This window comes from Serratia sp. OS31 (assembly GCF_014164835.1).
GTDB lineage: Bacteria > Pseudomonadota > Gammaproteobacteria > Enterobacterales > Enterobacteriaceae > Serratia > Serratia liquefaciens_A.
The window spans coordinates 63,053-74,739 of record NZ_JACJFQ010000005.1 but is presented as its reverse complement, the minus strand read 5'-3'; the positions used below and the strand labels follow the sequence as shown (position 1 = coordinate 74,739).

Below are 11,687 nucleotides of genomic sequence, written 5' to 3'. Positions count from 1 at the left end.
CATGGCTTACGTAGAACTGGTTGATATCAACAAACGCTATGACAACGGCTACCAGGCCGCCAGCGACGTTAATCTGCGGGTTGAGAAAGGCGAGTTTGTGGTGCTGCTCGGCCCGTCCGGCTGCGGCAAGTCCACCACGCTGCGGATGATAGCCGGGCTGGAAACCCTCTCCTCCGGCGAACTGTTGATCGACGGCGAACGCATGAACGAGGTGTTGCCCAAATACCGTGATATCGCCATGGTTTTCCAGAGCTATGCGCTGTACCCGCATATGACAGTCTACGAAAACATGGCGCTGTCTTTGAAAATCAAAGGCATAGCCAAGGCGGAGATTGCCACGCAGATTGCCGCCGTGGCCGAAATGCTGCACCTGACGGAGTTCCTGAAGGTCAAACCCGGCCAGCTTTCCGGTGGCCAGCGCCAGCGCGTGGCGTTGGGCCGGGCGATTGTTCGGCGGCCCAAGGTGTTTTTGTTTGACGAACCGCTCTCCAACCTCGACGCCAAACTGCGTAACCGCATGCGTCAGGAGTTGTCTGCTCTGCATAAGGCGATCGGCGCGACCATCATTTACGTCACGCACGATCAGGTGGAAGCCATGACCATGGCGGACAAAGTGGTCATCATGAATCAGGGGAAAGTGCAGCAGATAGGTACGCCGCTGGATCTTTATCACCGGCCGATTAATCGCTTTGTCGCCGAATTTATCGGTTCGCCGCAGATGAACCTGTTCGACGTACAGGTACTGGTGCAAGGCGAGCAGATCGTATTGCAGGGAGACTCTGGTTTGCTGCTGCCCTTGAGCACCGCCGAATTCCCGGCGCTGGCAGCAAGAGGAGGCGACTGGCTGACGCTGGGCTGTCGTCCGGAGGCGTGCAGCATCAGTGCGCCTCGGGTAGAACCCCACCTGCGTGGCACGCTGGTGTACAGTGAAAACCTGGGCGCAGAGAGCAACCTGTTCGTTCAGGGTGACAACGGTGCGCAGTACATCGTCAAGCAGCACGCACAACTGCAGTATGCCCAGGGTCAGCCGTTGGCCATTACGCTGGATACCGCCGCTTTACACTTCTTTGATGCGCAAACCGGTCAACGGTTGGTACAACGCGGGGAAACAGTGTTGCCGGCCGACATTCTGTGAGACCATATCGCCGCTGCGAGCCCCTGTTGCAGCGCCCCGAATTCCGTAGAGTAGCTGCCGTATGCCGATGAAAAAAGTCACCTCTCACGATGTCGCCCGCGTGGCCGGCGTTTCACGCACCGTGGTATCACGCGCCTTTTCCAATCAGGGCCGGGTCTCGCAAAAAAACCGCGAGCTGGTGATGCGCGTCGCCAGCCAGTTAGGCTACGCGCCAGACGCCATCGCCCAGAGCCTGCACAGCGGCAAAACCGGCTTTGTCGCGGTGGTGGTGAACCACTTTCACGATTTGTCCGATCTGGAGTTTTTCGATCGTCTGGTTGAACAACTGCAAAAGAGCAACCGGCAGGCGGTGATGATCCGGCTGGAAGGCATTGACGATCCGGCCAACTACCTGAAGCAAACCATCTCTTACCATGTCGATTCTGCCGTGGTGTTCGCCGACAACATCAGCGCTCGCGCGGCGAAAGACCTGTTTCGCATCGCAACCCCCATTATGCTCAACGGTCTGGCGGGCGACGCCCTGTGCGATGCCCTCAACGCCGATGAGTCGCCCAGCCTGCAACAGCTGGCGGCGCTGATGGCGCAAAAGGGTCAACGCCGGGTGGCCCTGCTCGGTGGCCGCAGCAGCGCCCACGGCGAACAGCTGCGTCAGCAAACTTTTCTGGCTCATGCCGCACAGCAGCAGTTAGAGATTGTCGCGCAGCTGAGCGGCGACTACAGCTACCTGAGCGGATTTAACCTCGCGCCGCAGCTGCTGGGCGCGCTTGCGGCTCCGCAGGCCATTTTCTGCACCGCAGACTCCATGGCGATGGGGGTGATGGACTATATTCGTTTGCACACTTCACTGCAGATCCCTCAGGACGTCGCGGTTTACGGCTTCGACGATATCCCGATGGCAGCCTGGCCGAGTTACCGGCTCACGTCGGTACGGCGCGATATGGACGCAATGATCGCCGCCATCGTTCGGCTGGTCGAACTGCGCAGCGACAGCCCGCAGGCTGCGCCGCAGCAGATCACCATTCCCACCGAGTTGGTGGTTCGCGCGTCATGCTAAACCGGTAGGGTCGAACCGGTTCGCCCCATGTCACTCATTGATGATACTATTGGGCGCAGCATGCAGCGCCCCTCCCATAACAACAGAGCACCTGGTCAGCGGGTCGTTATAATCTCCGCGTCGCGCAATTCCGGCGCCGCCATACCGCTTTGCCACAGCCAATACTGAATCGGCCCCGGGCAGTTAAGGCTGACGACCTTGTGGTTTCCGTCCTTATCGATGGCATGAATCGTCACCCCTTCGGTGTAGCCATCCTTCAGGTAATTCAGATCTTCAATCGCCTCATACACCGCCTGTTCCAGCGTCATTCCCATCTTCATATACAGCACGACTGCGCGGCTGGTACCGCAGCGAATGGTCATTTCCCCGGTGTGGGTACAGGCACAGGCGCCATAGCGGCTGTCGGCATAGGAGCCGCTGCCGATGATCGGGCTGTCGCCCAGCCGCCCCGGGTATTTCCACGCCCAGCCTGACGTTGACGTCGCCGCGCTGAGCGTGCGCCCACCATCCATGGCTAAAAATACCGTGGTGTCGCGCACTCGCTCAGGATCGGTTGCATTATTGGACAGCCCCGCCAGTGGGATATTCGGCCAGTTGCGAAGCTGTTCGGCGTCCATCGCCTGCTCCAGTTTTTCCCACCAGACCCGTTTGGAGTCGGCAATCAGGTTGTCACCCGCCAACGCGCCGATCTCAGCGGCGAAACGTGCCGCTCCGGCGCCCACCAGGATTTCATGGTTAAGATCTTCCATCACCCGATAAGCGACTTCCACCGGATGCAGGTAGCCTTGTAACGCCCCCACCGCACCGGTGCGCAAGCTGTCGCCGTCCATCACCGAAGCATCCAGCTCCATCTCACCCAGGACGTTGGGCCAGCCACCGAAGCCCACCGTACGTACGCTCGGATCCAGTTCCACCAGCTTGATACCCTCGACGATGGCACGCAGGCCATTCTGCCCCTGTCGTAACCGTTCGGCAGACAGGCCGATACCCGGGTGTCCTTCAGAGTTTGCAATCACAATCATAGGGTTATGTTTCCCGCACGGCGTTCAGCGCTAAAAGAAAGGCACCGGTGATGACCGGTCATTTGCATCAATGGAACACGTGTTCCACGGTGATTAAAAAATATCGCTGCCCATCTGAAAAGTCAAACCGAAGCGGTGAAAAGCGTGGCGTGACGCGCCTTTTGCAACAGGGCACACACCACTAAGCCCATCGACACTCTGTTCTACTACACTGTGATCTCACCAGAAGGTTTTCATCCCCCTGTGCCAGAGGAACCAAGATGTCCAAGAAAACTGTTGATCTTACCCAGCCGGCAGCACAGCACGATATCCGTACCTTTCTTGATGCGCTGAATTCCAGTGACGCCAAACCCCTGGAACAGCTGAAGCCGAAAGAGGCGCGTAAGGTGATGGAGGGCCTGCAAAGCGGTACCGAAGTCCCTCTGCGTGAAGTCGAAATCAGCGAAAAAACCATTCACGTCGATGGCCAGGATATCCTGCTGCACATCGTGCGGCCGGCCAAAGTAAAGGAGAAGCTGCCGGTGTTCATGTTCTTCCACGGCGGCGGCTGGGTGCTGGGAGACTTCCCGACCCACGAACGGCTGGTGCGCGATCTGGTACACAGCTCCGGCGCGGCGGCGGTGTTCGTTAACTACAGCCGATCGCCGGAAGCTCATTACCCTGTCGCCATCAATCAGGCCTACGCGGCGACCGAATGGGTGGCCGAGTACGGCGAGAAAATCAACGTTGACGGTTCACGTCTGGCGGTAGTCGGCAACAGCGCCGGCGGCAATATGGCGGCGGTGGTCAGCCTGATGGCCAAAGATAAAGGCACGCCTGCCCTGCGCAGCCAGATCCTGCTGTGGCCAGTGACCCACGCCAATTTCGATACCGAGTCTTACCACCAGTTCGGCGAGGGCTATTTCCTCACCCGCAACATGATGAAATGGTTCTGGGACAACTACACCACCGATAAAGCCCAGCGCAAAGAGATCTACGCCTCACCGCTTAACGCCACGCTGGAACAGTTGAAAGGCCTGCCGCCGGCGCTGGTGCAAACCGCCGAACTGGACGTGCTGCGTGACGAAGGCGAAGCCTATGCCCGCCTGCTCAATGCCGCCGGGGTGGAAGTCACCTCCACCCGTTATAACGGCCTGATCCACGACTATGGCTTGCTCAACCCGATCGCCGAGGTACCGGCGGTGCACTCGGCCATCCATCAGGCCGGGCGCGCGCTGAAACATTATCTGGCCTAAGCTCAGCCGACATAATGGCAGGCCACCCGGTGACCTGCCGCCACCTGCCGTAACGCCGGGGCCTGTTCCCGGCATTGCGCAGTGGCCTGCGGACAGCGAGTGTGAAAGCGACAGCCTTGCGGTGGCTGGGCGGGGTCAGGTAATTCTCCCCGGGCCATCGCCTGCGGCTGACGGTGCGGATCCAAACTGGGTACCGCAGCCAACAGTGCTTGAGTGTAAGGGTGCAGCGGCCGGCGAAACAGCGAATCGCGATCGGCGCTTTCGACAATTTGCCCAAGGTACATTACCGCCACGTCCTGACACAGATGCTCGACCACCCCGAGATCGTGCGAAATAAACAGGAAAGTCACCCCCTGCTGTTCCTGAAGATCGGAAAACAGGTTGATGATCTGTGCCTGAATAGAGACATCCAGCGCCGAAATCGGCTCATCGGCGACGATAAACTCCGGCTGCAAAATCAGTGCCCGGGCGATACCGATGCGCTGCCGCTGGCCGCCGGAAAACTCATGGGGAAATCGCCCGTAATGCTGCGCCGACAACCCGCAGATTTCCAGGGTATCCATCACCCGGTCTTGCAGCTCGCTCTTTTGCGCCAAGCCGTGCTGCAGCAGGGCTTCGCCAATCGCATCGCCTACCCGCATTCTCGGATTCAGGGAACTGTACGGGTCTTGAAATACCAGCTGCATCTTCGGGCGCATCGCGCGCCGCTCGCGGACGCTGAGCGCATCTAACGCCTGTCCTTTGAACAGTACCTCACCGGCGGTCTTTTCATGCAGCCCCAGCAGGGTTCGGCCTACGGTGGTTTTACCGCTGCCGGACTCCCCCACCAGGCCAAAAACCGTTCCCCGGCGAATGCTGAAGCTGACATCATCCACCGCCCGCAGTTGCCCGGTGGTCTGACCGAATAGCCCTTCACGCAGCGGGAAATATTTCTTCAGCCCTTTCACCTCCACCAAGGGTTCAGCCGACATGAATACGCCCCCCGGCATTCAGGAAACAGGCGGATTGCCGCCGCCGATCGCCATACAATGGCGGAATGCCGTCACGGCAGCGAGCGCTCGCTTTGTCACAGCGTTCGGCAAAGGCGCAGTAGTCCGGCAAACTGGCCAGATCGGGCACCTGGCCGGGGATCGAATACAACCGCCGCCGCCGCTGCCCCGCCACCGGCCGCGAGGCCATCAATCCCTGGGTGTAAGGGTGCTGCGGATTGGCCAACACTTCATGCGTGGCCCCCTGCTCGACAATACGCCCGGCGTACATCACCACCAAACGATCCGCCATCTGGGCAATCACCCCGAGATCGTGAGTAATCAGCATCATCGCCATATTGTGCTTACGCGCCTGCTCGCGCAGCAGCGCAAGAATTTGCGCCTGTACGGTGACATCCAACGCGGTAGTGGGTTCGTCGGCAATCAGCAACGCCGGTCGGCAACTGATGGCCATGGCGATCATGATGCGCTGCAACATGCCGCCGGAAAGCTGGTGCGGATAGCTGGCCATCAGCTGTTCGGCACGCGCCAGACCAACTTCGGTAATCAGCGCCGTGGCTTCCCGCCAGGCGGCTTTCGGCGTCGCGCCCCGATGACGGATTAACGGTTCAACCAACTGCTCGCCAATCGTCAATACCGGGTTCAATGCGCTCATCGGTTCCTGAAAAATCATCGCCAAACGGTTGCCGCGCAAATCGGCCATTTGCTGGGGCCGCAATTTCAACAAATCCTGGCCGTCGAAATGGATTTCACCGCCGTCAATTTGCGCCAGCGGTGGTGGCAACAGCCCCATCAGCGCCATCGCGGTCACGCTTTTACCGCAGCCGGACTCGCCGACCACTCCCAGCGTTTGTCCGGCATGCAGGTCAAAACTCACCTGCTGCACCGCCCGCACCCGCCCCTGTTCGCCCTGGAAGGCTACCGACAGTTGATTAAAGACCACCAGCGGTTGGCTCATCGTCTTACCCCATTCATTTTTGGATCAAGCGCGTCCCGCAGGCCGTCACCCAGAATATTAATCGCCACGACGGTGATGAAAATCGCCAACCCCGGTGGCATCCACAGCCAGGGGCGACGTTGAAAATCGATCAGGCTGTTGGCGGCGTCCATCATGTTGCCCCACGACGGCATTGGTGGCACCACGCCCAACCCCAGGTAGCTCAGCGCCGATTCGCTGAGAATGGCATTAGCGACGCCCATGGTCGCCACCACCACCAGGATCGGAATGGTATTGGGCAGCAGGTGGCCGAAGATACGCCGCCAGGTGGACAAACCCAGCACCTCGGTGGCCAGCATGAAGTCACGCTCGCGCAACGACAAAATTTGCCCGCGCACCAGCCGCGCCAGCGACGGCCAACCCAGCAGGCTGAGCATGATCATCACCATGTAAATACGATAGTCCGGCGAAACGTCCAGCTCCGACAGCATCGCGCCCATAATGATCAGCAGCGGCAGGCTGGGAATGGTCATCAACAGATCGGCAAAGCGCATAATCAGCTTATCCACCACGCCGCCAAGATAGCCGGACAGCGCCCCCAGCAGGTAGCCGAGCGTGACCGACAACAGCATCGACACCAGGCCGATGGTCAGCGAAATTCGCCCCGCCAGCAGCAAACGGGTATAAATATCGCGACCGAGAAAATCGGTGCCCAGCCAGTGTTCTGCGCCAGGCGCCTGGTTGATACTCAACGCATCGCCGGCATCGTCCTGCCAGGGTGACAGCATCGGACCGAACAGGCACAGCACCGCCATCAACACCAACAGCAGCAGTGAAATCATCGCCAGGCGGTGACGCCGCAGCCGCTGCCAGGCCTGGGCAGTCGGCGGCGGCGACAGCTGCGCCAGCGCCGGGAGTTGCGCTTGCCGCCAACGGCGACGTCGCCCGAAAAACAAGGATGCCAACATAGTTACCTCAAACGAATGCGCGGGTCGGCATAGGCGTACAAAATGTCCGCCAGCAGATTGCCTAAAATGGTCAATACCGCCAGAAACAGCGTAAAGCCCATCAATACCGGATAGTCGCGCGCCGCCAGAGAATCGATATGGATGTGCCCGGCGCCCGGCCAGTTGAAGATTTTTTCGGTGATCAGCGCGCCGGAAAACAGCGCGGGCAGCTCAAAGCCCAACAAGGTGATGATCGGCAACAGCGCATTACGCAGCGCATGCCGCAGGATCACCGTCTTTTCCTTCAGCCCCTTGGCGCGTGCGGTGCGGATATAATCCATGCGGATCACGTCCAGCATGCTGGCGCGGAAATAGCGCGTCAGGGTACCGGCCTGCAGCATCACCAACGCCAGCACCGGCAGCAACAGGTGCGCCGCCACGTCCAGTGCCCACGCCAATCCGCTGGCTTCGCTACCGGTGCGCAGCATGCCACCCGCAGGCAGCCAGTGCAGATCGACGGCGAACCATTTGATCAGCAACAGACAGAGGAAAAAGGTCGGGAACGACATGGCACCGAACACCGCCACGGTCACCAGATGGTCGAACAACGAGTAGGGTTTCATTGCCGAGGCCACGCCCACCGCCAACGCAATGCCCCAATACAGCACCAGCGCCACCGACGCCAGCAGGAAGGAGTTCCAGATATACTGGTTCAACAGGGTACTGACCGGGATCTGGTATTGCAGCGAAAAGCCAAGATCGCCCTGCAGCAGTTGGCCGAGCCAGTGCAGATAGCGGCTGAACAGTGGCTGGTCCAGCCCGTAGAGCGCCCGCAGCTCAGCCGCGCGCTGCGGCGTCAGGTTGATGTTGCCGTCGATAAAGTCGCCGGGAGTCAGCGCGAAAATAAAGAAAATCAGCAGCGACGCCAGCAGCATCATCGGCAGTGTTTGCAGCAAGCGGCGCAGGATAAAATTTCTCATGGTGTTTTCCGTCACCGCGGCCCAAACCGGCGCAGCGGCGCCTTGCCGTTACTGAGCGATCTTGACGTCCGGCAGGCTGCCGGTCAGGCCGTTGTATACGTCCGGTTTAAAGCCGGTGACGCGCGCGCTGCTGGCACTGAGCACTTTACGGTTACCCAGCAAGATCACCGGCGGATCCTCGGCCAATACCTGATACAGCTTATGGTATAAAGGCTTACGCTGTTCGATATCCAGCGTGGCGTTAGCCTCGCCAATCAGCTTGTCGACCTGCGAATTGTGATAGCCGGTTTCACTGACCTGGCTGATGAAGTCACGCACCCCGTCATGCGGGTCATTCAGCCCGCTGGTACTGAGCGACGCCAGATCGTAATTACCGGCCTTGCGTTGCGCCAGCAGCGCATTGAAATCCAACACCTGCGGCTTCAACAGCACGCCAATCTGCCGATAGTTGTCTTTGGCAATCGGCACCAGCGCATCGTTAATCAGCTTTTTGGTCACCAACAGCGTCAGCTCCAGCTTTTTACCGTCCTTCTGGCGAATGCCGTCCGCTCCCGGTTTCCACCCGGCCTGATCCAGCAGTTGCTTGGCTTTGTTGACATCGTAGGCGTAGGGGTTGATGCCCTGCGGATCGTATGCCCAGGATACGGGCGAGATCGGCTGATTGGCCACCGAACCGTAACCCTGGTACACCACGGTAATCAGCTTTTGCCGATCCAGACCATAGATCAGTGCCTGGCGCACGCGCGCATCCTGCAGTGCCGGACGTTTAAAGTTGAAATCCACCCGGCTGTAGTCGCTGGAGCTGTACAAATTGATATTGGCGAAGCCAAGCAGCTTCAGCTGTTCAATGTCATCGGGCTTGGAAGTAAAGGCGTCGTAGTCGGTTTCGCCGGTCTGGAACAGCTGGAAGTTGGTTGAGGGATTGGTCACCCGGTAAATAAAGCGCGCCACGGCCGGCGTACCGAGATAGAAGTTCGGGTTGGCGTGGAACCGGATTTCCTGTCCCGGTACGTATTTATCGTAAATATAGGGCCCGTTGCCTAACGGCTTGCCGTTCAGCGCACGCACGCTCTCCAGCTTACCGCGCTGGTATTCCTTGCCGTAATAGGCTTTCGACAGCACCGGCCCGCCGATCAGCTGCAGCGTAGTCGCCCCCGGCTGGGTGGTGGTGATTTGAAGCGTACGATCGTCGATCACCTTCAGCCCGCTGATGCTGGGGGCGGTGCCGTTCTTGTACTCCGCCCCGCCCTGAATGTGCGCCGGAGCAATGTCGGTATCTCCGTCATAGGCAGGGTCATGCAGCAGCGTCAGGGTAAAGGCGATATCTTCGGCTTTGATTGGCGAGCCGTCGCTGTAGAGCAGATTAGGCCGCAGTTTGATGGTGTAGACCCGGTTGTCCGGGCTGACCTGCCAGGACTCTGCCAGCCGCGCCACCGGTTTGCCCTGGCTGTCCAGACCAATCAGCCGGGTAAAGATCACGTCGGTGACGTTCTCATCCCAGCCATTGCTGAACAGATAGGGATTAAAATTGCCCTGAGGCTCGAGAATACCGGCCACCACGGTGTCTTTGCGCAGCTTGGCCGCCGCCGGCACCAGGCTGGCGTCGCTGGCCGGAGTAATGCCTTCCGCCAAGGTTTCCGCCTGGGCGCTAAATGCCAGGCCCAGCGCGCAGGCGATGGCCAGCGCGGTCCGTGGTTTTTGCACCCGTTTATTCAGTTGATTTCTTATTCTGCTCACCCGCCGCCCCTCGTTTACCCGTTGATAAATGTGACAAAATTTATCGCAGAGTAATCGGCGTCCGGGGGGCTGTCTAACAACGAAACCGGCATTCTATTGCCGGAAATCGCAATATGAATTTTTCTATTGCGATTTCCGGTCACTGGGCGTGTTTAGCCTGAGGGTTCAAGCTGCCGGATAAGTTTGGCTAAGGTCTGAATCGCCGCTTCGTGCTTGTCGCTCCAGTCAAAAGAGGCGTTCAGGCGGAAGCAGTGGTTGAAATGGTTGCCGGTGGTGAACATCCTGCCTGGCGCGATACTCACACCTAACGCCAGCGCGCGCTGGTACAGTTCCATCGACGACAGCGCAGGATCCAGCTCTACCCACAGAAAATAGCCGCCGTCAGGCTGGCTGACCTTTACGGTAGGTGGAAAGTGATGGGCAATCGCCTGGCGCATCATGCTCTGACGCTGAGCCAGCAGCCGACGCAAGCGCCGCAGATGGGTGTCGTAGCCGCCATGCAGCAGATAATCGGCGATCGCCAACTGGGTGGGCACGCTGGTCGATACCGTGCTCATCAGTTGCAAACGCTGGATCTGCTGCGCATAGCGCCCCGCCGCCACCCAGCCCACGCGAAAGCCCGGTGCAAGGCATTTTGAAAACGACGAACAGTGCAAAATCTGCCCGCCGCGGTCTAACGCCTTGGCCGGCTGCGGGCGCTCGGCGCTGAAATACAGTTCGCCGTAAACATCGTCCTCAATCAGCGATATCTGCCGCTCGCGCAGCATGCCCACCAGCCGCTGTTTATTCTCTGCCGGCATCGAGGCGCCCAATGGATTCTGGAAGTAGGTCATCAGCCAGCAGGCCTTAATAGGGTACTGTTCCAAGGCATGTTCCAACGCATCCAGATCGATGCCGTCCTGCGGATGGGTCGCGATCGCCACCGCCTTTAACCGCAGCCGCTCCAGCGCCTGCAATGCCCCGTAAAAGGCCGGGGACTCGATCGCCACGTAATCCCCCGGCTGCGTCACCGCCTGCAGGCTAAGGCTCAGCGACTCCATAGCACCGGCGGTAATCACGATTTCATCCGGGGCGACCTGCATGCCGCTCAACGCATAACGCTGGGCAATGTTGCGGCGCAACGCGTCATTGCCGGGCGGCAGGTTAGCCAGCGAACTGTGCGGGGTGAATTTGCGCGCTACGCTGCTCAGCGCCCGCGCCAGCTTCGGCTGAGCAAACAGCGTGGCATCGGGAAACGCCGAGCCGAAGGGGATAATTTCGGGATCTTTGCACGCCTGCAACACGTCGAAGATAAAGGTGTTGATGTCAACCTGCTCACTCAACAGCAGTTTTTCCCCGCGCGCCGGCTGCGGCAGCGGTTGCGGGCGTGCCGCCACGTAATAGCCGGACTGCGGTCGCGCGACGATCCAGCCCTGACTCTCCAGCAGTTGATACGACTGCACCACCGTCATCAGGCTCAGCCCTGCACGCTTGCCGCTCTCCCGCAGCGACGGCAGCTTGTCCCCCGCCCGCCATACCCGGTTCTGGATCTGTTCACGTATTTGCTGTGCGAGCTGCTCGTATCTGGTCATAGGCCTTAACTGTTATATGAAAAAGTGAAATAACTGTCACTATTATAGTCACTGTACTCCGTGCTTAACTTGGCGCCAAG

10 protein-coding genes are annotated in these 11,687 nt (G+C 59.5%); 3 read left to right on the top strand and 7 right to left on the bottom strand.

The window, feature by feature from the left end; genetic code table 11:
* Position 1: 1 nt before the first annotated feature.
* Together H5P17_RS06365 and H5P17_RS06360 are read left to right on the top strand one after the other, a co-directional pair.
* Positions 2-1,135 carry an ABC transporter ATP-binding protein gene (locus tag H5P17_RS06365; protein WP_182821948.1) on the top strand — a complete coding sequence of 378 codons (1,134 nt, stop codon included), beginning with the start codon at positions 2-4 and terminating at the stop codon, positions 1,133-1,135.
* A gap of 61 nt (positions 1,136-1,196) precedes the next feature.
* The gene (locus H5P17_RS06360) at positions 1,197-2,189 is read left to right on the top strand and encodes a LacI family DNA-binding transcriptional regulator (RefSeq protein WP_182821946.1); all 993 of its coding nucleotides are present in this window, start codon (positions 1,197-1,199) and stop codon (positions 2,187-2,189) included.
* 95 nt (positions 2,190-2,284) lie between these two features.
* On the opposite strand, the gene H5P17_RS06355 is transcribed toward H5P17_RS06360, so the two are convergent.
* The gene (locus H5P17_RS06355) at positions 2,285-3,211 is read right to left on the bottom strand and encodes a N(4)-(beta-N-acetylglucosaminyl)-L-asparaginase (RefSeq protein ID WP_020827414.1); all 927 of its coding nucleotides are present in this window, start codon (positions 3,209-3,211) and stop codon (positions 2,285-2,287) included.
* A gap of 260 nt (positions 3,212-3,471) precedes the next feature.
* Between H5P17_RS06355 and H5P17_RS06350 the strand changes: the two genes are divergently transcribed.
* The gene (locus H5P17_RS06350) at positions 3,472-4,446 is read left to right on the top strand and encodes an alpha/beta hydrolase (RefSeq protein ID WP_044551962.1); all 975 of its coding nucleotides are present in this window, start codon (positions 3,472-3,474) and stop codon (positions 4,444-4,446) included.
* Positions 4,447-4,448: 2 nt separating this feature from the next.
* On the opposite strand, the gene H5P17_RS06345 is transcribed toward H5P17_RS06350, so the two are convergent.
* The 6 genes from H5P17_RS06345 to H5P17_RS06320 form a co-directional block, all read right to left on the bottom strand.
* Positions 4,449-5,417: an ABC transporter ATP-binding protein gene (locus tag H5P17_RS06345; protein ID WP_044551963.1), complete on the bottom strand. Its 969-nt coding sequence runs from the start codon at positions 5,415-5,417 to the stop codon at positions 4,449-4,451.
* Complete coding sequence (locus H5P17_RS06340; RefSeq protein WP_044551964.1) at positions 5,407-6,393, bottom strand: ABC transporter ATP-binding protein; 987 nt, start codon at positions 6,391-6,393, stop codon at positions 5,407-5,409. The genes H5P17_RS06345 and H5P17_RS06340 overlap by 11 nt, the downstream gene beginning before the upstream one ends.
* A complete protein-coding gene (gene opp4C / locus H5P17_RS06335) occupies positions 6,390-7,340 on the bottom strand; it encodes an oligopeptide ABC transporter permease (protein ID WP_182821944.1) in 951 nt (316 codons plus the stop codon). The genes H5P17_RS06340 and opp4C overlap by 4 nt, the downstream gene beginning before the upstream one ends.
* A gap of 2 nt (positions 7,341-7,342) precedes the next feature.
* Positions 7,343-8,299 (bottom strand): ABC transporter permease, encoded by a 957-nt coding sequence (locus H5P17_RS06330; RefSeq protein ID WP_182821942.1) that lies wholly within the window; start codon positions 8,297-8,299, stop codon positions 7,343-7,345.
* Positions 8,300-8,347: 48 nt separating this feature from the next.
* Positions 8,348-10,036 (bottom strand): ABC transporter substrate-binding protein, encoded by a 1,689-nt coding sequence (locus H5P17_RS06325; RefSeq protein ID WP_182821940.1) that lies wholly within the window; start codon positions 10,034-10,036, stop codon positions 8,348-8,350.
* 152 nt (positions 10,037-10,188) lie between these two features.
* Positions 10,189-11,607, bottom strand: coding sequence for a PLP-dependent aminotransferase family protein (locus H5P17_RS06320; RefSeq protein WP_182821938.1), 1,419 nt, complete (start codon positions 11,605-11,607; stop codon positions 10,189-10,191).
* Positions 11,608-11,687 lie beyond the last annotated feature (80 nt).

Excerpts from the sequence above, each read along its gene's own strand:
- H5P17_RS06365 (WP_182821948.1), top strand. The coding sequence starts at position 2 with ATGGCTTACGTAGAACTGGTTGATATCAACAAACGCTATGACAACGGC.
- H5P17_RS06360 (WP_182821946.1), top strand. The coding sequence starts at position 1,197 with ATGCCGATGAAAAAAGTCACCTCTCACGATGTCGCCCGCGTGGCCGGC.
- H5P17_RS06355 (WP_020827414.1), bottom strand. The coding sequence starts at position 3,211 with ATGATTGTGATTGCAAACTCTGAAGGACACCCGGGTATCGGCCTGTCT.
- H5P17_RS06350 (WP_044551962.1), top strand. The coding sequence starts at position 3,472 with ATGTCCAAGAAAACTGTTGATCTTACCCAGCCGGCAGCACAGCACGAT.
- H5P17_RS06345 (WP_044551963.1), bottom strand. The coding sequence starts at position 5,417 with ATGTCGGCTGAACCCTTGGTGGAGGTGAAAGGGCTGAAGAAATATTTC.
- H5P17_RS06340 (WP_044551964.1), bottom strand. The coding sequence starts at position 6,393 with ATGAGCCAACCGCTGGTGGTCTTTAATCAACTGTCGGTAGCCTTCCAG.
- opp4C (WP_182821944.1), bottom strand. The coding sequence starts at position 7,340 with ATGTTGGCATCCTTGTTTTTCGGGCGACGTCGCCGTTGGCGGCAAGCG.
- H5P17_RS06330 (WP_182821942.1), bottom strand. The coding sequence starts at position 8,299 with ATGAGAAATTTTATCCTGCGCCGCTTGCTGCAAACACTGCCGATGATG.
- H5P17_RS06320 (WP_182821938.1), bottom strand. The coding sequence starts at position 11,607 with ATGACCAGATACGAGCAGCTCGCACAGCAAATACGTGAACAGATCCAG.